At 29.2% G+C, this 20,115-nt stretch carries 20 protein-coding genes; 1 reads left to right on the forward strand and 19 read right to left on the reverse strand.

What is annotated here, in order from left to right:
- Positions 1 to 50: 50 nt before the first annotated feature.
- The 6 genes from Q1K13_RS02170 to Q1K13_RS02195 form a co-directional block, all read right to left on the reverse strand.
- Complete coding sequence (locus tag Q1K13_RS02170; RefSeq protein ID WP_300347401.1) at positions 51 to 839, reverse strand: Nif3-like dinuclear metal center hexameric protein; 789 nt, start codon at positions 837 to 839, stop codon at positions 51 to 53.
- The gene (locus Q1K13_RS02175) at positions 839 to 1,528 is read right to left on the reverse strand and encodes a tRNA (adenine(22)-N(1))-methyltransferase (RefSeq protein ID WP_300347403.1); all 690 of its coding nucleotides are present in this window, start codon (positions 1,526 to 1,528) and stop codon (positions 839 to 841) included. Before Q1K13_RS02175 ends, Q1K13_RS02170 begins: the two co-directional genes overlap by 1 nt.
- Positions 1,529 to 1,541: 13 nt before the next feature.
- Complete coding sequence (locus Q1K13_RS02180; protein WP_300347406.1) at positions 1,542 to 2,429, reverse strand: PH domain-containing protein; 888 nt, start codon at positions 2,427 to 2,429, stop codon at positions 1,542 to 1,544.
- A gap of 166 nt (positions 2,430 to 2,595) precedes the next feature.
- Positions 2,596 to 3,726 (reverse strand): RNA polymerase sigma factor RpoD, encoded by a 1,131-nt coding sequence (gene rpoD / locus Q1K13_RS02185; protein WP_498038032.1) that lies wholly within the window; start codon positions 3,724 to 3,726, stop codon positions 2,596 to 2,598.
- A gap of 5 nt (positions 3,727 to 3,731) precedes the next feature.
- A complete protein-coding gene (dnaG, locus tag Q1K13_RS02190; RefSeq protein ID WP_300347410.1) occupies positions 3,732 to 5,516 on the reverse strand; it encodes a DNA primase in 1,785 nt (594 codons plus the stop codon).
- Between the two features lie 167 nt (positions 5,517 to 5,683).
- Positions 5,684 to 6,712 (reverse strand): deoxyguanosinetriphosphate triphosphohydrolase, encoded by a 1,029-nt coding sequence (locus tag Q1K13_RS02195; protein ID WP_300347412.1) that lies wholly within the window; start codon positions 6,710 to 6,712, stop codon positions 5,684 to 5,686.
- Positions 6,713 to 6,951: 239 nt separating this feature from the next.
- Here Q1K13_RS02195 and Q1K13_RS02200 point away from each other — a divergent pair, with 239 nt between their 5' ends.
- Positions 6,952 to 8,019, forward strand: a complete 1,068-nt coding sequence (locus Q1K13_RS02200) for a CotS family spore coat protein (RefSeq protein WP_300347413.1) — start codon at positions 6,952 to 6,954, stop codon at positions 8,017 to 8,019.
- 191 nt (positions 8,020 to 8,210) lie between these two features.
- Here the strand turns inward: Q1K13_RS02200 and ppdK are convergent, their stop codons facing one another.
- The 13 genes from ppdK to rpsU all read right to left on the reverse strand — a co-directional run.
- Positions 8,211 to 10,841 (reverse strand): pyruvate, phosphate dikinase, encoded by a 2,631-nt coding sequence (gene ppdK / locus Q1K13_RS02205; protein ID WP_300347414.1) that lies wholly within the window; start codon positions 10,839 to 10,841, stop codon positions 8,211 to 8,213.
- A 101-nt stretch (positions 10,842 to 10,942) separates the two neighbouring features.
- Positions 10,943 to 11,575 (reverse strand): transcriptional regulator CcpN, encoded by a 633-nt coding sequence (gene ccpN / locus Q1K13_RS02210; RefSeq protein ID WP_300347415.1) that lies wholly within the window; start codon positions 11,573 to 11,575, stop codon positions 10,943 to 10,945.
- A 204-nt stretch (positions 11,576 to 11,779) separates the two neighbouring features.
- A complete protein-coding gene (locus Q1K13_RS02215; RefSeq protein ID WP_300347417.1) occupies positions 11,780 to 12,406 on the reverse strand; it encodes a DUF4342 domain-containing protein in 627 nt (208 codons plus the stop codon).
- A 6-nt stretch (positions 12,407 to 12,412) separates the two neighbouring features.
- The gene (gene recO, locus Q1K13_RS02220; RefSeq protein WP_300347440.1) at positions 12,413 to 13,144 is read right to left on the reverse strand and encodes a DNA repair protein RecO; all 732 of its coding nucleotides are present in this window, start codon (positions 13,142 to 13,144) and stop codon (positions 12,413 to 12,415) included.
- Between the two features lie 20 nt (positions 13,145 to 13,164).
- Complete coding sequence (era, locus tag Q1K13_RS02225; protein ID WP_300347419.1) at positions 13,165 to 14,055, reverse strand: GTPase Era; 891 nt, start codon at positions 14,053 to 14,055, stop codon at positions 13,165 to 13,167.
- A gap of 8 nt (positions 14,056 to 14,063) precedes the next feature.
- On the reverse strand, positions 14,064 to 14,462 hold the full coding sequence (locus tag Q1K13_RS02230; RefSeq protein WP_300347442.1) for a cytidine deaminase: 399 nt from the start codon (positions 14,460 to 14,462) through the stop codon (positions 14,064 to 14,066).
- 51 nt (positions 14,463 to 14,513) lie between these two features.
- The gene (locus tag Q1K13_RS02235; protein ID WP_300347421.1) at positions 14,514 to 15,212 is read right to left on the reverse strand and encodes a diacylglycerol kinase; all 699 of its coding nucleotides are present in this window, start codon (positions 15,210 to 15,212) and stop codon (positions 14,514 to 14,516) included.
- 27 nt (positions 15,213 to 15,239) lie between these two features.
- Positions 15,240 to 15,746 carry an rRNA maturation RNase YbeY gene (ybeY, locus tag Q1K13_RS02240; RefSeq protein WP_300347423.1) on the reverse strand — a complete coding sequence of 169 codons (507 nt, stop codon included), beginning with the start codon at positions 15,744 to 15,746 and terminating at the stop codon, positions 15,240 to 15,242.
- Position 15,747: 1 nt separating this feature from the next.
- The gene (locus Q1K13_RS02245) at positions 15,748 to 17,844 is read right to left on the reverse strand and encodes an HD family phosphohydrolase (protein ID WP_300347426.1); all 2,097 of its coding nucleotides are present in this window, start codon (positions 17,842 to 17,844) and stop codon (positions 15,748 to 15,750) included.
- Positions 17,845 to 17,880: 36 nt separating this feature from the next.
- Complete coding sequence (gene yqfD / locus Q1K13_RS02250) at positions 17,881 to 19,017, reverse strand: sporulation protein YqfD (RefSeq protein WP_300347428.1); 1,137 nt, start codon at positions 19,015 to 19,017, stop codon at positions 17,881 to 17,883.
- Between the two features lie 3 nt (positions 19,018 to 19,020).
- Positions 19,021 to 19,302, reverse strand: a complete 282-nt coding sequence (gene yqfC, locus Q1K13_RS02255) for a sporulation protein YqfC (RefSeq protein ID WP_300347430.1) — start codon at positions 19,300 to 19,302, stop codon at positions 19,021 to 19,023.
- A 202-nt stretch (positions 19,303 to 19,504) separates the two neighbouring features.
- Positions 19,505 to 19,954, reverse strand: coding sequence for a GatB/YqeY domain-containing protein (locus Q1K13_RS02260; RefSeq protein WP_300347432.1), 450 nt, complete (start codon positions 19,952 to 19,954; stop codon positions 19,505 to 19,507).
- A 49-nt stretch (positions 19,955 to 20,003) separates the two neighbouring features.
- On the reverse strand, positions 20,004 to 20,115 hold a 112-nt coding region (gene rpsU, locus Q1K13_RS02265; protein ID WP_300347444.1), incomplete at its 5' end, for a 30S ribosomal protein S21.

Here is a 20,115-nt window from a genome sequence, read left to right on the forward strand (position 1 = left end):
AATTTTAGGTATGATGTTTATTATAACACCATACCTATTATATACCAAAACTATATAAATTCAAATGGATCTTTAGAAACCTTTGATATAAAGAATTCAACATCTCCATCTAATTTTTCTTTTACCTTTTCACTTAAATTAATTAATACAGGCCATTCTGAATTAAAATGTCCAACATCTATAATGTTTAATCCCATTTCTCTATAATCAGAAACAAAATGATATGTTGTGTCTCCTGTTATTATTAAGTCTGCCCCAAACCTCTTTGCATCATAAAAGAAATCTTGCCCACTGCCATTTACAATAGCAATTTTCTTAACATACTTATCTAAATCACCTGAATATCTTAAATTTTTAATTCCTAAAGAAGACTTTAATAAGTTTATAACATCAATAACCTTCATTTCTTCTCTTAAATCAACAACTCTTCCTATGCCAGCCTCTTTATCAAACTTATTTCTATCCATAATGATTCCATCTTCAAAACCTAAGATTTTTACTAAGGTATCATTTAATCCACCTTTAACAGAATCCCAATTAGTATGAGCTGAATAAAGATTTATATCATTTTTAATAAGCTCTATTATTTTTCTACCTAATAAAGTATCTGTTGTTATTTCGCTTGGCTTTCTAAATAAAAGTGGATGATGAGTTAAAATAAGTTCAGCCCCTAAATTTTTAGCCTCACAAATAACATCCTCTGTACAATCTAAAGCCAATAAAATTTTAGTTATATTTTTTTCTCTATCTCCAACCATAAGACCTACATTGTCAAAGTCTTCTTTTAAATTAACTGGAGCTATCTCTTCTACTATATTTATAATGTCATTTAATTTCATTATAACATCCCCTTAAGCTTATTAACTTTCTCTTCTAAATCAGCTTTTCTTTTTTTAGCAGCTTCTGTATCATCTTTAATAAAGTTTGATATTTTCTCACACATTTTTATTTTTTCTTCTAAGAATTCTTTTAATAAAGGATGATTTTTCTTTCTTAAAAGAGGGCTAACCTCATAATCTAACTCATCTTCAAAAACTAATTTTTCTGAAGTTTCATTATATTTCACTTTAAATAATTCATAGAATCTTCCTTCATCTTTAATTAAATCCTCATCTAAAATTTCATAATTATTTTTATACAAGAATTCCCTTAAAACCTCTGGATTTTGAGCAGGTTGTAATATTAAGAAGTCATATTTTTTAACCTTATCCATATCATTTAACAAAATATCTCTAGTAAGATTTCCTCCCATACCAGCTAATATAACTCCATCTACTTCTCCTACTTTTAAAGGATTAAGACCAGGACCTAAAAGACATTTAACCTTGTCAGATACACCTTCAAATACAACATTAACCTTAGCCTTTTCTATTGGTCCTTTATTTATATCAGAAGCTATGGCTTTTTTGCAAATGCCTTCTTTAACTAGATAGATTGGTATATATCCATGATCTGTTCCTATATCAGCTATACTTTCACACTTATCAACATGCTCAGCTATTTTTTTTAATCTTTTACTTAGTTCCATGCTATCCCACTTTCTACAAATAGTTTATCAATGTTTGTATTTGAGAACCTAAAAATACTAATGATATTATGAAAGAAATATAAATATATCTCTTTGCAAGCTTTTTATCATACTTAGCACAAAAATGTCCTGCATAATACATACATACTAATAAAACCATATTCATTATGCCATATATAATTTGTCTTACTGTGAATTCTTTACCACTTCCAAAGGTACAAGGAATAAAATTAGAATTAAAATCCAATGGCATTTTATCAGGAATATTTCCTGATAAATATAAAATTGATGGTATTAAAATAATTGCTAATATTAAAACTGATGTTACTATAAAAGGAATATAAAAACTTTTATCTTTTATAATAGTTCTAACATTATTAATCTTAACTTCAAAACTTTCCTCTTTTATGCCTCTAGAAGTTATTAAATTTTTAAATTCATTAAAATCCTCTGGAGATAATCCATAACTTACCTCCTCTGTATGTATGTATATAACTTTTTTCCCACAAGTTACAAACATACGCGCAAGTCCAACATTATTAACTACACATCTACCAAAACAATATTTATGCTTTCCAAAACCTGATAATTTAAAACCATTTATAAACTTATCCTGTTCTAAGAAACCATTTATATCTTCAAAGTTTATCCTAAGCTTCTTTAACCCTCTAAAACAGTTTATTTCAATGTATTCATCATTAACTTCATAAACTAAGGATAAATCAAGTAGAATGTAATAAATACATACTCCACTATAAATTAAACTTGCAACAACCACTAAATTTCTTTCTAAATAACCATTTATAATGTTACTTAGAATTATTAACAATGCATTTCCTACTAAAAAATAAGCAAAAAGTTCAATTACTCCATGCCCTCTTCTAGCCCTAAACTTTGTCATTTACTACTTCACCTCAGACTAATTATATCATAAAACCTATTCATTATTTAATTGTAGTTTTTATTCACAAAAATATACAATTTTATACACTAATATTATTTACAATAAAATATATTTTAAATTTAAACTTAAAAGAGGTTGTGCAAAAACACAACCTCTAAATATATTAATCTAAGTAATCTTTTAATTTCTTACTTCTACTTGGATGTCTTAACTTTCTAAGAGCCTTAGCTTCAATCTGTCTAATTCTCTCTCTTGTTACGTTGAATTCTTTACCAACCTCTTCAAGAGTTCTCGCTCTTCCATCATCTAATCCAAATCTTAATCTTAGTACTTTTTCCTCTCTAGGTGTTAAAGTATCTAAAACATTAATTAATTGTTCTTTTAACATAGTGAAGGCAGCAGCCTCAGCTGGAGCTGGAGCATCATCATCTGGAATAAAGTCACCTAAGTGTGAATCTTCCTCTTCCCCAATTGGAGTTTCTAAAGAAACTGGCTCTTGAGCTATTTTTAATATTTCTCTTACCTTATCAACTGGCATATCCATTTGCTTAGATAATTCCTCTGGTAAAGGATCTCTTCCTAACTCTTGAACTAATTGTCTTTGAATTCTTATAAGCTTATTTATAGTTTCAACCATATGAACTGGTATTCTGATAGTTCTTGCTTGGTCAGCGATAGCTCTTGTTATTGCCTGTCTTATCCACCATGTAGCATATGTTGAAAATTTATATCCTTTTCTGTAGTCGAATTTTTCAACTGCCTTTATAAGACCTAAGTTACCTTCTTGTATAAGGTCTAAAAATAACATTCCTCTACCAACATATCTCTTAGCTATACTTACAACAAGTCTTAAGTTTGCTTCTGCTAACTTTTTCTTAGCATAGTTGCTTCCTTCTTCTATCTTCTTAGCAAGTGCTATTTCATCTTCTGATGATAATAGTGGAACTTTACCTATCTCTTTTAAGTACATTCTTACAGGGTCATCTATTGCAATTCCCTCTGGAACAGAAAGATCTAATTCTTCCTCCTCTTCCTCTTCTTGCTCAATTTCACTTATAACCTCTATACCCATTGACTCAAGAACCTCGTAGATTTTCTCTATTTGTTCTGGAGTTAATTCTATTTCATCAAGCTCCTCCATTATCTCCTTGTAAGTTAATGAACCGCTTTTCTTTCCTTTATCTATAAGCCTTTTTACTAAGACCATTTTGTCAGTTTTTTCTTTTACTTCTTTACCTTCATTTTTCTTTGCTTTTGTTGTTTTAGCTTTCATTTTATTACCTCCTTCCGCCATTAAAACTACTTACTCCTTTCTAATTGTTTAAGTTTATCACTTATTTCCTTAGCTCTTTTAACTAATTCAAGTGATTCCTTAAACATATTGTTTTGTTCACATCTTTTTAATTCTTTAAGTACAGTAGTCTGTTCTTGTTCTAGTTTATATTTTCTTATAAGACTTATATAATCTTTAACAAGAACTTCTATATTAGAAGAATGATCTAATATAAGTAAATCTTTTACTTCTAGCCATTCTTTTAAAACTTTTGGATCTTCACATTTCGCCTCAATATAATTTTCTAATCCATTAAATCCATTGTCTTCAATAGCTTTATTTATTATATCTTCTAATAATTTAATATTTGGAGAAATTAAATCATCCTCTAAATATTTCATTACTAAGTCATGGCTTTCCTCCATACTAAGAAGTCTTAAAACACTTCTTTCGCATTTAACATAAGGAGGCTCTACATATAATTTTGTTCCATATTCTTCCTTATTATTCACATTTTCATTTTTTTTATTGATATTTGTCATCTTTTTGTTCAACAAATCATAAAATGCTTGTTCTTTTATAGATGTTTCCTCAGAAATTTTTTTTATGTAAACATCTTTCTCTATAGGATTAAGAGCTGATAATATATTTACTACTCTCTCTGCGTATTTAATAAGAGAGTTATTATCTGAAAAATCAATTCCAATCCTAGCTCTTCCAAGTTTATAATCTATAAGTTTTTTTGCAGATTCTATTAATTTCATGAAAGCTTCTCTTCCATTAGCTCTAATAAATTCATCTGGATCTTTACCTTTAGGCACTGTTAGTACTCTAACATCTAATCCAGCATTTTGCAATATCTCAAGCCCACGTAAAGTAGCCATTTGACCCGCAATATCTGCATCATAAGATATTATTACTCTATCTACATATCTTTTTAATAATCTAGCTTGATTATCAGTTAATGCAGTTCCTAAAGAAGCAACTACATTAGTAATTCCATACTGATGAAGTGATATACAGTCCATATATCCTTCAACAATTATTAATGTTCTCTCTTTAAGCCCATTTTTTATAGCAAAGTTTAAAGCATAAAGATTGGTCCCTTTGTGAAATACCATAGTCTCTGGTGAGTTTAAATATTTAGGTTTTGAATCATCTAAAACTCTTCCACCAAATCCTATTACACTTCCTTTGTAATCAAAAACAGGGAAAATAACTCTGTTTCTGAATCTATCATAAAAAGTACCTTTTTCACTTTTTATTCCTAATCCTGCAGCCTCAATAGCTTCATTGCTAAATCCTTGACCTCTAAGATAGTTTATTGTGTTTTGCCACCCTTCCTTAGAATATCCAAGTCCAAAGCTTTTTAATATATTTTCTTTTATTCCTCTTCTTAAGAAATATTCTTTGGCTTCTTTGTTATTTTGCAAGTTAGAAAAGTAATATCTAGCAGCTTGCTTATTTATGTTATATAAAACCTGTTTTTTTCTCTGAACATCACTTTGTTTACCATCCTCTGTTTGAATTATTATGTTAGCTCTATCTGCAAGCTCCTTAACAGCATCAACAAAGTTTAAGTTTTTGGTTTTCATAACAAAACTTATTACATTTCCAGCTTCTCCACAACCAAAGCATTTAAATATTTGTTTATCTGGAGAAACACTAAAAGATGGGCTTTTCTCATGATGAAATGGACATAAGCCAGAAAAGTTTCTTCCTGCTCTTTTTAGTCTTACAACATCAGAAACAACATCAACAATATCGTTCTGCTCTTTAACTTTTTCTATAATTTCTTCTGAAATTCGCAAGAAACCTACTCACCTTCTTAATTTTTTTGCTAATTAATTATTATTCGACATTAATTGCTAAATTCCTTTCCAAATTTTAAATATAACTTTTTTTTTATTATTTTTCAAGTCTAAATTCACAATAATTATATTTTAGCAATATTTAGCTTTAATTATTCCAAAAATACTTAATAAATCACAATCTTTGGAATATAAATTTTATTAAATTCATTTAAACAATAATCATCAGTCATTCCAGCTACATAATCAGCTACTCCTCTATGAATTCCTTCTTCTTCACAGATGTTTTTATAAAGCTTTGGCATCTCATGACAATTATTATAGTAATACTCTATAACTCTACTTAAAACAAACTCTGCTTTTTTTCTCTCATCCTCTAAAAACTTTCCTAAATAAACATTTTTAAATAAAAAACTTCTAAGCCCAAAAAGTGCATCCCCAACATCTTTACTTAGAGATACATTCATTTTATTATTTTTCATATTATTCATTGTATTAAAAACACAATCTTTAACTAAAGTTTCTATCCTTTTACTACTGCTATGACCTAATATTTCAACAAGATGTCTCGGTAACTCTTCTTCTTTTAAAATACCTGCTCTAATAGAATCATCAATATCATGATTAACATAGGCTATTTTATCTGCAAACCTAACAACTTGTCCTTCAAATGTTGCCGCATTTTGTGTAATATTTGAGAATCCACTATGATGCAATATTCCATCTAATACTTCCTTTGTTAAATTCAATCCTCTTCCCTTTTTATCTATTTTTCTAACAACCCTTACACTCTGTTCATTATGTTTAAAACCACCTGGTAAAAATTCATTTAATATATCCTCTCCAATATGTGCAAAGGCTGCATGACCTAAGTCATGACCTAAAGAAATAGCTTCTATTAAATATTCATTTAAAGAAAGAGCTACCCCTATGGTTCTTGCAATTTGTGATACTTCTAATGTATGAATAAGTCTAGTTCTATAATGATCCCCATATGTTCTTATAAAAACTTGTGTTTTTCTTTTTAACCTTCTAAATGATTTACTATGGATTATTCTATCTCTATCAACCATAAAACAAGTTCTTATATCATCTTGTTCTTCTTCACGCTCTCTTCCAAGTGAATTTTCAGCAAACTGTGCTACCTTATTTAACTTAATTCTTTCAAATTCTTCAATATTCTCTCTTATTTTCATAGCATCACCTATTATATATATTCTATATATATATTTAAATTCCTTTCATAATATTAATCTTTTATTTAACTTATACATAAATTTTTACTAATTAAATAAAAGAGGTTTTAAAATTAAGAAAAAAATTTATTATTTTTTAAATCTTTATTCCCATAACACAAAGTATTTCATATTTTAAAGTATAATCTAAAGTTAAGAATAATATGCTTATAATAAGGAAATTTATTAGGAGGTCAATAATGGGAAAGCATTCTAATAACTTTAATGAAGCCTATGAAGTTTTTAATACAGTAAAAACTAAAATCTTACCTATGTATAACCTAGAAGACTCTTCCATAGAAAATATAAAATTTAAAAAAACTGAGAAAAATAGAGCTGTTTATAAAATTAGTAATGAAAAAAATATTTTTTGTCTTAAAAAAGTTTACTATGATGAAGGAACCCTTTTATTTATTTACTCTGTTATGGAATGGTTTGCTAGAAATGAAATTAAACTTCCAAAAATGCTTCCTTCAAAAAACAATGGTAGATTTACTAAAGCAGATGGTATGCTTTTTATGCTTTGTCCCTGGGTTAAAGGAAAAAAATGCGATTTTGATAATTTAGAACATATCTTATTATCCATAGAAAATTTAGCTAAAATGCATACTTGTTCAAGAAACTTTAAAGCAATTGAAGGTAGTTTAATTAAAATTGGATTTGATAGTCTATACATATCCACATTAAAACACTTTAATAAAATACTTGATTCTTTTAATATATCAACTAAAATACATCATAAAGATAAATTTTCATCAATATTCCTAGATATTTTTGATGCCAATCTACATCTTGCTGAAGAATCTCTTTTTATTTCTGGATTAATAAACCATAGTAACCTAAGTAAATCCCTTTGTCATGGAGATTATGTAAATAAAAATATTTTAATTGATAATAAAAATGTTTGGGTAATTGACTTTGATAAAGCCTCTCTAAATTATTCTATGTATGATTTATGTTATTTCATGAGACGTTTATTAAAAAGATCAAATACTAATTGGGATATAGACTTAACAAGAAAGATACTTAAAACATATAATTCAATTGCTCCTCTTACAGAGGATGACTTCAAATATGTTTTTTCATACCTAGCATTCCCACAAAAATATTGGCGTTTATCAAAAGACTATTATAATAACATAAAAAAATGTAATAAATCAATGTTTATAGAATCTCTTAAAGAAGTTGCACTAGATACTTATGCTCAAGTAAAATTTGTTGAAGAACTCAGAACATTATTAAGAAAAGATTTTCAAATTACTCTATAGGCTTACTTTTTATTCAAAAAGGCGTATATCTAAATAAATTTCACTAAAAATTATTTAGATGTACGCTTAATTTTATCAACTATTAATTTCTCTTAAATACTTATTATATGTCATTGATATTATATTAAAAAGATGGATTCAAATTAATGAATCCATCTTACTTAAATAAATCAAAAATTTATTCTTAATTATTATCTTTTATTTTTAATTTGTGCTTGTGCAGCTGCAAGTCTTGCTAATGGAACTCTATAAGGTGAACAACTTACATAATTTAATCCTAAGTTGTGGCAGAATTCAACAGATGAAGGATCTCCACCGTGTTCTCCACATATGCCTAATTTAATATCAGGTCTTGTTACCTTACCTTTTTCACAAGCAATTCTCATAAGCTCTCCAACACCTTCTTGGTCTAATTTAGCAAATGGATCTTGCTCATATACTCCTTTTTCATAGTAATCTTTTAAGAATTTAGCTGCATCATCTCTTGAGAATCCAAATGTCATTTGAGTTAAGTCATTTGTTCCAAATGAGAAGAATTCAGCCTCTTCTGCTATCTTATTAGCTGTTAAAGCCGCTCTTGGAATTTCAATCATTGTTCCAACCTTATAATCTAATTGAACCCCTTTCTCTTCCATTACTTTTTTAGCTGTTTCAACAACTACCTTTTTAACATACTTTAATTCTTTTATTTCACCTATTAAAGGAATCATTATTTCAGGAACTATATTATATCCTTTATTCTTCTTAACTTCTATAGCAGCCTCTATAACGGCTCTTGTTTGCATTTCAGCTATCTCTGGGTAAGATACTGCTAAACGACATCCTCTATGACCCATCATTGGGTTAAATTCATGTAATTCAGCCACTACATTCTTAATCTCCTCTGTACTTACTCCAATTTCTTTAGCTAATGCATTTATATCCTCTTCTTCACTTGGTAAGAATTCATGTAAAGGTGGATCTAAAAATCTTATTGTAGCTGGTCTTTCTTCTAAAGCTTCATAAATTCCTATGAAATCTTCTCTTTGCATTGGAAGAATTTTTTCTAAAGCTAATCTTCTACTTTCTTCATTCTTAGCTAAAATCATCTCTCTAACGGCTAAAATTCTATCCTCTGCGAAGAACATATGCTCTGTTCTACATAATCCAATACCTTCTGCACCAAATTCAACAGCTTGCTTAGTATCTCTTGGTGTATCAGCATTAGTTCTGACCTTTAATTTTCTTATTTCATCAGCCCATCTCATAAATGTAGCAAAATGTCCAGTTATCTCTGGAGAAACTGTTTTAACTTTTTCAGTATATATATTTCCTGTTGAACCATCTATTGAAATGTAATCTTCTGAACCTAAAACTTTTCCGTCAATCTCTAAAGTTTTAGCCTCTTCATTCACTTTTAATTCTCCACAGCCAGCAACACAACAAGTACCCATACCTCTGGCAACAACAGCAGCATGAGAAGTCATTCCTCCTCTAACTGTCAATATTCCTTCGGCAGCTATCATACCTTCAATGTCTTCTGGTGAAGTTTCTAATCTTACAAGAACTACTTTCTCACCATTTGCTTTTCTTTCCTTAGCTTCCTCCGCTGTGAAAGCTATTTTACCACAGGCAGCCCCTGGTGACGCTGGTAAGCCTTTGGCAACTACTTTAGCCTCTTTTAAGCCATCAGAAGCAAATGCTGGGTGAAGTAAAGTATCTAATTGTTTTGGCTCAACTTTCAGTACAGCCTCTTCTTTAGTTAACATTCCTTCCTCAACTAAATCAACAGCTATTTTTAAAGCTGATTGAGCTGTTCTCTTACCATTTCTAGTTTGAAGGAAGTATAACTTGCCATCTTCTATTGTAAACTCCATGTCTTGCATGTCTCTATAATGCTTCTCTAATGTATTAACTATATCTGTAAATTGTTTGTATATCTTTGGATTTTGATTTTCTAAATGACTTATTGGCTCTGGTGTTCTTATGCCTGCAACAACGTCCTCACCTTGTGCATTCATTAAATACTCCCCATATAACTCATTATCACCATTAGCAGGATTTCTTGAAAAGGCAACTCCAGTTCCTGAAGTTTCTCCCTTATTACCAAATACCATCTCTTGAACGTTTACTGCTGTACCCCACTCACCTGGTATATCATTCAATCTTCTATAAACAATAGCTCTAGGATTGTTCCATGATCTAAATACGGCCGTAACAGCTTCTATAAGTTGTTTCTTTGGATCGCTTGGAAAATCTTCTCCCATTTCTTTTTTATAAAGAACTTTAAATTGTCCTACTAATTCTTTTAAATCATCTGAAGTTAAGTCAGTGTCTATCTTATAACCTTTTTCATCTTTCATTTCATCTAGTAAATCTTCAAAAAGTCTTTTTTCAACGCCCATAACAACATCTGCAAACATTTGAATAAATCTTCTATATGAATCGTAGGCAAATCTTGGATTGTTAGTTAAGTTAGCCATAGCCTCTACTGATTCATCATTTAAACCTAGGTTTAGAATTGTATCCATCATACCTGGCATTGAAACTCTTGCACCTGATCTAACTGATACTAATAAAGGATTTTCAAGAGATCCAAACTTTTTCCCAGTTATCTCTTCTAACTCAGCCATTTTATCTTCGATTTCCTCAATTATTTCTTGAGATATTTTTTTACCATCTTCATAATACTTATTACACGCTTCAGTTGTTACTGTAAATCCTTGTGGAACAGGTATTCCTAAAATAGTCATCTCTGAAAGATTAGCACCTTTTCCACCTAACAAATTTTTCATTTCTGCGTTACCTTCTTTAAAAAGATAAACATACTGCTTTTTCTCCATCTCAATACTCCTCCGTTCAATACTATAATTGATTTTTATATACTAACAGAGTCAAAATCTCTGATAGTTACCCTTTTAAACCTTCTTTTTTAACCATAAATTTAATTTTCTCCAAGTTTAACAAATAACTTAGTTATGTTAGTCTTAGAAACTTTTCCTATGATTTCCAACCTTTCTTTTCCTTCATTTTCCTCAATTCTTTTTACTACTGGTACGGAGTCAATTTCATGTTCTATTATTTTTTTTGCTACATCAAAAGCGCAATCTTCCTCTACTGCACATATTATATTAGGCATTCTTGTCATAATAACACCGACTGGAACTTTATATATATCTGTTCCTCCTATAGCAACTTTCAAAAAATCTTTTCTGGAAACAGCCCCAGTTAAGATTCCTCCATTTTCTACAAACATAGTTCCTACATCATTTAAAAACAAGTGAACAATAGCATCATGAACCATTGTTTCCTCATAAACTGTAATAGGTTTAGACATAATATCTTTAACCTTTATATTTTTTATTTTTTCATAGATAAAACTATTTGAAGGTTTATCTGAGTATATATATCCAACCTTTGGTCTTGCATCTAATACCCCAATCATTGTAAGTATTGCAAGATCTGGTCTTAATGCTGCTCTCGTTACCCCTAACTTCCCTGCTAATGCTTCAGAAGTTATTGGTTGACCTTCTTTTACAAGTCTAACTATTTCTTCTTGCCTAGGTGTTAATTTCACTTTGAATGCTCCTTTCTTAAACAAGTCAGGAACAGAAAGGAATTTTTGACTTTTAATACTTTTATTTCCATTTATATTGTAACACAACATAAATCTTTTTAGTATAGTTAATTTTCAGAAAAATCATTCAAATATGATAATTATCCTTACTAATCTTCATCTCATTCCTTTTCATTCCATTTTCCTTTATTTTACATACTGTTTTTAGTCAACTTCATCAAAATTTACTGTATAAGTAAAATTCACTTCATTTTCCAACTTATTATGCTTATGAAATTTGTTTATTTTGCTTTCATTTGTTTTTCCATTTTCTTTTTTTTCTTTCATCTCACTAACTGAATTAAAGGCCCTGTCTTTTAATTCAAAGGCTTTTCCTTTTAAGTCACTAGCAGCATTCTTAACTATTTTATTAACTATCTCAACACTTCCATCTATCTTAGTTATTTCTATAGTTATTTTAGTTGCTATGGCTGCCACTGCCCCTATTGCCAATACACTTGGAAATGTTAAAGCTATAATACTTGCTGCTATACCTGCATTTACTGGTATATCAGCTAAAACTTTCTCTTCTTTAAGAATTCTAACTCTTGATACATTTCCTTTATCAATTAAATCTTTTAAAAATTTCTTAATTTCTTCAAAACTTTCAGCTTTTTCTTCTAAAATTTCTGCTTCCTGTTCCTTACTTTCTTCTTCTCTCTTCTTCTCAATGTATATTAAAGCATCAACAACATCTCCATCACAAGCTTCTAAAGCTTCCTTAGCTTCCCCATACGTTGCATATGTTCTCTCTATAACCTGGTCTACTTTTTCTAAAGTTATTTCACTCATTCAAAATCACTCCTTTATAAATTTTAGCATTTCTAAACTTTTTGGTTTTCTTGAATATACTGATGATATTATAAAATTTGTAACCTTAAAAAGTTCTGCTTTTATATCATCAGATAATGATAGTCTATATACTTTATCCAAAGAAGTATTATTTAAGAATCTAAGAGCATTATATGTGGCTTTATTTATATAAAGTCCATGTTCTCTTGGACACTTATCACAAACTCCCCCAAAATACCTTAAGCTAATGTAATTTGAAACATTTAATTTACTTTTACAAAATACACAGTTATCAAATCTTAATCCATATCCTGTGTATTTTAGTAGTTTTAATTCAAAAGCTCTTATTAAAAGTTCATAATTTATAGCATCTGTATTTAGTAAATACAAGCATGTTACAAATTCTCTATACAAATCAAAATTTTCTTCTTCATCTTGTAGTGATATATCAATAAGCTCGCATAAATAAGATGCATAAGTAAGTTTTTCCAAGTCAGTCAAAGATGTCTGAAAAGAAGTTCTCATCTTCCCTTCAGACAATCTATAAAGACCTTTTCCCTTAAATAATAAATAATCGCCATAAGATAAAGGGTGCGTTAATGAAAAAAGTTTGTTTTTACTCTTCTTTGCACCCTTTGCTATAGCTGTTATCTTACCCATTTTCTCGGTAAAAATCCAAAGTAATTTATCATTTTCTTTGTAATCTTGAGCTTTAATGATAACTCCACCACTTTCTATAAGTGCCAGAACTATCCCTCCTATTTAAGCTTCTTATATCCTAGTTCTTTTAAAAGAGTATTGTTATCTCTCCACTCTTTTCTTACTTTAACCCAAATTTTTATATTAACTTTCGCTCTTAAGAATCTTTCAAGCTCAAATCTAGCTGTTGAACCTATTTTCTTAAGTGTTTGACCATTCTTACCAATTATTATTCCTTTATGTGAAGCTTTTTCACAAATTAAATCAACCTCAATATTATATTTACCATTTGCATCTTGCTTCATTTGTAATACGTCAACAGCAATACCATGAGGTACTTCTTGACTTAAGTTTCTAAGTGCCTTCTCTCTTACTATCTCAGATACTACAAATCTTTCTTGAACATCTGTTATCATATCTTCTGGATAGTATTTTGGTCCTTCTGGAAGATATTTAATCATAAGTTCTAAAAGTTTATCAGTATTTTTTCCTCTCATAGCTGATATAGGAATCATTTCTGCAAAATCATATTCTTTTGAGAATAATTCTAAAGTTTTAGCAACCTTTTCTGGAGTACTTTCATCAACTTTATTTAAAACAAATATTACAGGAGCTTTTTGCTTTTTAAGTTGTTCTATTATGAACTTATCTCCTCTTCCTACTTCTTCACATGGGTTACTTAGAAATAATACTAAATCTACATCCTTTATAGAATCAGTAGCACTATTTACCATATATTCACCTAATTTATGCTTAGGTTTATGTATGCCTGGAGTATCAACAAATATCATTTGATAGTCATCTCCAGTTAATATTGTTTGAATATTATTTCTTGTTGTTTGTGGCTTATTAGAAACTATTGAAAGTTTTTCTCCCATTATTAAGTTTGTTAATGTTGATTTACCAACGTTTGGTCTACCAACTATAGTTATAAATCCTGATTTAAACATACTTCCTCCTATTTGTCCAAGTCTGCCTTACTGAAAGAACCTGGTAAAATTTCATCTAATGTTTTTTCTATATAATCATTTTCATTTTTTACTATGAATATTTTTATATCCTTATTTTCTGCAAATTCAACTATTACCTGTCTGCAAATACCACATGGATATGTGTATGAGTTTACATCTCCTACAAGAGCTAATGCTTTTAAACTTCTACATCCTGTTGAAACTCCATTAAATATGGCAGTTCTTTCTGCACAGTTAGTAGCTCCAAATGATGCATTTTCAATATTACATCCTGTATATATTTTTCCATCCTCAAATAATGCAGCAGCACCTACCTTAAAATTTGAATATGGGCAGTATGCTAGTTCCCTTGCCTCTAATGCTTTCTTTACTAATTCTTTTTCAATTACTTTGTTTTCCATATAACTCATCCTCTCTCTCTGATTTAATAAAATATATTAGCTAAAAATTTTAAAAATTAAAATTGTTAAAAGCATTCCTAAAATAGCCCCTGCTATAACTTCCCAAATACTATGAACTTCTGCATCCACCCTACTTTGAGCAGTTATTATGGCCATTAAATAACTTAGTATTATTATAATATGTGTTTTACTTATTAATGATATTAAAGTAGCTATAGAAAATGCTATTGCACTGTGACCTGAAGGCATACCACCTTTTAATGGTGTTCCCTCTCCAAAATAAGCTTTGGCAGCGATTGTAACTATACATACAATTGCTAATACTATAAAAATTATATAAGGTTCAGTTTCCCTTACCCTATCCATAATTCTAAATGTTAAATTACTAAGTTCATCCCAAAATATAATATATCCTACTAAAACAGCATTTATTGCAGTTACTAATACTGCCCCTGCTGCTGTATTTTTAGCTATTTTTGCTAAAGGATGATAATAATTAGTGCTTAAGTCAATAGCACTCTCAATGGCAGTATTTACAAGTTCTGCTGAAATAACCATAGTTATTGTTATTGCTAATATTATAAACTCTAATTTGCTTATATCATAAACAAAACAAGCTGATAATATTATTAAAGCAACTATAAAATGTATTCTCATATTCCTTTGAGTTCTTAAAGAATGTATTATACCATCTATTGCATAATTAAAGCTATCTATAAGTTTCCTAACCTTCATAAAATATTCTCCTAACCCACTAATACCTTAATTATCTCTTGTTATATTAAGTTCTCCTAAAAGTTCCTCTTCTCTACCTCTCATTCTAGCTTTTTCTCCCTCTTCCATGTGATCATAGCCTAAAAGATGAAGAACAGAGTGAGTTACTAAGTAACATGCTTCTCTCTCAAATGAATGGTTAAATTCTAAACTTTGTTCTTTTGTCCTTTCTAGTGATAGAACTATATCTCCTAAAATTAATTCATCACCATCAAAATAAGATTTATCAAATTCATGTTCTAAATAAACATCCTTATAAACCTTATCCTCTGGATAATCAATCATTGGAAATGATAAAACATCAGTAGCCCTGTCAATTCCTCTCATTTCATTATTTATTCCTTTTATTTCATCATTATCTACAAAAACAAGAGATACCTCACACTCTTCTTTTACTCCTTCTTTCTGTAGAACAAATGATATTACTTCTTCAAGTTTATTAGTTAAATCTTTAGTAACTTCAAATTTATCTTGTCTGTTATCTATGAATATCATATTACTTGCTCTCCTTTTTTTTATTATCCTCTGGATATTCAATTCTCTCATGATGTATTCCATTTAAAGCTTTTAAGAAACATTTCTTTATTTTGTTAATATCTCTTAATGTAAGGTCACAATTATCAAGTTGCCCTGTCGCAAGTTTGTCATCAATAATATTATTGACCATTTTTTCAATTTTTTCTTCAGTTGGTTCATTTATTGATCTAACTGCTGCCTCACTAGAATCAGCAAGCATTACTATACCCTCTTCCTTACTCATTGGTTTTGGTCCTGGGTATTTAAAATCTTCTTCCTTAACCTCATCTGGATTTTCAGAATTATTCTTAACAGTTAAATAAAAATATTTAACTAAAGTTTCTCCATGGTGAGTTGATATGAAATTCTCTATTGTCTTTGGAAGATTATATTCCTTAGCCAATTCAACTCCATCTTTAACATGTGATAATATTATCTTACTGCTTACTTCAGGTTTTATTCTATCATGAGGATTTTTTTTACCTATTTGATTTTCTCTAAAAAAATATGGTCTTTTAGTTTTACCAACATCATGATAATAAGCTCCTATTCTTGCCAATAGTGGATTACCTCCTACCTTTTCTGCTGCGAGCTCTGCTAAATTTGCAACTAAAATACTATGATGATAGGTTCCTGGAGCTTCCATAAGTAATTTCTTAAGAAGAGGATTATTAGGATTTGATAATTCTAATAGCTTAGCATTTGTAACAATATCAAAAGTTGATTCAAAAAATGGTAATAATCCTATTGCAAAAATTCCTGAAAGTACTGATCCTACTGCTGCGTATGTACTATCAGCTAATATCTCCATAAAATTGTTAGTTGTTAATGTTCCTACACAAAAAGTAATTAATGAACTTAACACAGCAATCTTTATTGAAGAATATAAAATATCATTTCTTTGTTGCATTTTTCTTAGTAAAGTTCCTGCTAAAACAACATTTAAAATAGCTAAAACTATTATGTTAGGATTAAATCCAACTGCTCCTGAAATTAGGATTATATTTAACATACTTGTTACTAATGATATTTTATAATTTAAAAGTAATGTCATAAGCATTGGCATACAAGCTAAAGGAATCAAGTAGTTTGAAATCATTCCAAATAACCTGGCCAATACTACTGGAAATACATTTAGTATACTTATCATTACTATTTTAGAAAAATCACTATTAGTCTTTGGATAATATTTATTTATATATCCATATTGAAGATACATAACTATTGCAACTAAGAATCCTAAAGCTATATAAATGTATATACTTGAATTTGAATCACTTAATAATCCCAAAGCTTTAAGAATATCTAACTGATGCGCCGTAACTGGCTCCCCTTCACTAACAACTATTTGATTTTTCTTTATCATAACTGGTGGAACTTGTTTCAATGTTTCTTTTATAATCTCATCAGTTTTTTTTTCATCATAAAAGAAGTTTGGCTGTATAGCTGTAACGAACTTTAATGCTATATTTTTTTTGCTATTTTTCAAATCACTATCATCTATATAATCAGTATAAATTTTTTTAGCATCTTTTAAATCTTGTGAGTTTCCATCCTCAATAGGTGTTTCGTAAGACTTAGTTAATGCTTCAATACTTATTGTTTCTAAATTCTTAATTTCTGAATCAGTTAAAGATACAAGAACCTTAGCTTCTGAATCAGTTATCTTAAAGTCAGTTCTTGGAACAAGCTTAGCTTTTTCATTTAAAATTTGTTCCTTATCTTTTTCTTTGTCTTGTTCACTTTCAGTTTTTTCTTGAGAAATTATTTTTTCTACAGAATTAAAAAAACTTTTAACCTTATCTTCACTTTGTTTTTGAATGTCAGTACTCAAAGAATATTGTTTATCAACCTTTTCCTCAGCCTCTTTCTTCCTGGCATCAGTTGCAGTTTCGTCAATAATCTCTCTGTGAGCCTTAATATCAGATTTAGGTATGTCTCCTACTTTTAAATCATACTTTTGGGTAACTAATCCTGTCATCAAAATACCATACATAATAATAAATGTTAGGATGTATAGAATTATTTTTCTATAATCTTTAAGCATACCCCAAATCTTCTCTTTTAAATTCCCCATAACTACTCATCTTCTCCTCATTAGGTATTATTTTAACTAATAATTTAAAGCTATATTTTGTTCTACTACCAAAAGAACATTTAACTTAATTTTCCCATGACCAATATCCTCTGAAGTGATAATTTTATCAACCACTTTTGCCTGCTTACTTATCTCCTTACTTATAGAATTGCTAATAAGATTAACCGCATTATTTATTATGGTTTCCTTATCATCTAATATATCCTTATAAACTTTTTCATAATACACTTTTTTATTTAAAAACTTTCCTGTACTTTCTATTTTATCATAATTCTCAAACTCTTTAGTAGCTTTTTTAATATAAATTTTCTTCCCCAATATTTCTATATAAACATCACTCTGTTTCTCTCCTGTACGCTCTTCTTTCTCACCTGAAACCTGAAGTTCAACACTCTTTTCATAGAATGTATTTGCAGTTACTTCCCCTCTTGCCGGAGCATCATATTCTGCCCCCACAATCCCCTGTTTAGGTATTATTAAAACATCTCCTTTTTTAACAATATCTCCTTCTTTAACAACTGCTGAACCTGAGGTTGTATATATTTTTTTAACTTCTCCATCCATTTTTGCAACCACATTATTCAATTCTTGATTTTCATTTTCCTCATTTATCTTAGGACTAACCTTTTCTTCAACCTTTATTTTTAAAGTTCCTCCTTCTATGCGAGCATTTACCCACATTATGTCTCCATGACTATTTTCAAGTTTTCTTTCCAATCCATAGACATTAACAACACTTTTTTTAATTCCAGGCTTAACATCAAATTCATTAAGCATACTTCTTATTTCAAAGGGAGCTATATTCTTTTTAGTTTCAATATCAATCCTCCAAATATACCCTGAATAAATATATAAACCAATTAAAAATACTAAAACTCCAGCAAAAATACTTAAAGATTTCTTAGCTCTAGATAAGAAAAAAATAACCCCTTTTGCTGAAACTATTTTTATTTTTCCATTTAATCTTTTAACATAACTCTTAAGCTTTCCATAATCAGAATAATCAACATTTAAGGTTACTGTAACAATATCAATCCTCCTTACATTTTCAACATTTATCCCATTTTTCCATAAAACATTTAATAATTTATTGATATCAAAGACTTTTATTTCAACTTTTATTTGCCCCTTTTTCAAGAAATCCAAATTCATATATTAACCCTCCCCAAAACTTAAATTAATAAGTTTTCCAGTTAATGCAATAGTCTCAGTACCAATAAACCTTATTTCTAAATTCAATCCTAGTATAGTTATAACCCCAATATTACTATTAACCTTTATTTCATCTGATTTAAAAGACTCTATACCCTTATGATTTTCTATTACAATTTCATTTTTCCCATATACAGTAACCTTAGGCTCTCCACTAAATATCTCCTTTGGTAAATCTAATTCTTCTGCAATTTTATTTTTAACTTGCCTTAATTTATCCCCCATAATTCTCCCTCCAGAAAGTAATTTCATATTAATCTATGAAATTTTATATTTTTTTATTCACGCCTAAAGAAAGTATATAAATAAAGAAAAAGGTCATTAAGCAATTTAACATCACTTAATGACCTTTTCTTAATTTCTATATAATAGAAATAAAACTTCTCAATTAGTATCTATGAATAAAAGAGAGTTCATGCGAACTCTCTTACTTATTTAAAAATTCTTTAACTAATTGACTTACAAGTTTACCATCAGCTCTACCAACTGTCTGTGGTCTAACCTTTGACATAACTTTTCCCATGTCTTTTATGCTATTTGCACCCACTTCTTCAGCTGCGGTTTTTATTATATCTTTTATTTCTTCTTCACTTAACTGCTGAGGAAGGTAATCTAACAAGATTTTGATCTCACTATTGTTTTGATCAACAAGATCCTGTCTATTTCCCTTTTCGAATTCAAGCGCAGCTTCTCTTCTTTGCTTGATTTCTCTTGCTAATATTTCTATAACCTGTTCATCCTCAAGCTTAACACCATCAGTTTTTTCAACTAATAGTATTGCTGACTTAGCAGTACTTAGAACTCCAGCTTTGAATTTATCCTTAGCTTTTAAAGCCTGCTTCCAGTCTTCTTGAAGTCTTTCTTTAATAGTTGGCATTGTTATACCTTCTTTCAAAAGAAATTATTCTGTTAATTTAAACCAAAAACTATTTGAATTTTCTCTTTCTTGCAGCTTCTGATTTTTTCTTTCTCTTTACGCTTGGCTTTTCGTAGTGTTCTCTTTTTCTTACTTCTGAAAGAACTCCAGCTCTAGCGCAT

Origin of the sequence: Clostridium sp. (assembly GCF_029267215.1) — a bacterium.
In the GTDB taxonomy this organism is placed as follows: Bacteria; Bacillota; Clostridia; order Clostridiales; family Clostridiaceae; genus Sarcina.

Bases quoted from the DNA above. Each gene is read 5' to 3' on its own strand.
- Q1K13_RS02170 (WP_300347401.1), bottom strand. From the start codon at position 839: ATGAAATTAAATGACATTATAAATATAGTAGAAGAGATAGCTCCAGTT.
- Q1K13_RS02175 (WP_300347403.1), bottom strand. From the start codon at position 1,528: ATGGAACTAAGTAAAAGATTAAAAAAAATAGCTGAGCATGTTGATAAG.
- Q1K13_RS02180 (WP_300347406.1), bottom strand. From the start codon at position 2,429: ATGACAAAGTTTAGGGCTAGAAGAGGGCATGGAGTAATTGAACTTTTT.
- rpoD (WP_498038032.1), bottom strand. From the start codon at position 3,726: ATGGCGGAAGGAGGTAATAAAATGAAAGCTAAAACAACAAAAGCAAAG.
- Q1K13_RS02195 (WP_300347412.1), bottom strand. From the start codon at position 6,712: ATGAAAATAAGAGAGAATATTGAAGAATTTGAAAGAATTAAGTTAAAT.
- Q1K13_RS02200 (WP_300347413.1), top strand. From the start codon at position 6,952: ATGGGAAAGCATTCTAATAACTTTAATGAAGCCTATGAAGTTTTTAAT.
- ppdK (WP_300347414.1), bottom strand. From the start codon at position 10,841: ATGGAGAAAAAGCAGTATGTTTATCTTTTTAAAGAAGGTAACGCAGAA.
- Q1K13_RS02215 (WP_300347417.1), bottom strand. From the start codon at position 12,406: ATGAGTGAAATAACTTTAGAAAAAGTAGACCAGGTTATAGAGAGAACA.
- era (WP_300347419.1), bottom strand. From the start codon at position 14,055: ATGTTTAAATCAGGATTTATAACTATAGTTGGTAGACCAAACGTTGGT.
- Q1K13_RS02235 (WP_300347421.1), bottom strand. From the start codon at position 15,212: ATGAAGGTTAGGAAACTTATAGATAGCTTTAATTATGCAATAGATGGT.
- ybeY (WP_300347423.1), bottom strand. From the start codon at position 15,746: ATGATATTCATAGATAACAGACAAGATAAATTTGAAGTTACTAAAGAT.
- Q1K13_RS02245 (WP_300347426.1), bottom strand. From the start codon at position 17,844: ATGGGGAATTTAAAAGAGAAGATTTGGGGTATGCTTAAAGATTATAGA.
- yqfD (WP_300347428.1), bottom strand. From the start codon at position 19,017: ATGAATTTGGATTTCTTGAAAAAGGGGCAAATAAAAGTTGAAATAAAA.
- yqfC (WP_300347430.1), bottom strand. From the start codon at position 19,302: ATGGGGGATAAATTAAGGCAAGTTAAAAATAAAATTGCAGAAGAATTA.
- Q1K13_RS02260 (WP_300347432.1), bottom strand. From the start codon at position 19,954: ATGCCAACTATTAAAGAAAGACTTCAAGAAGACTGGAAGCAGGCTTTA.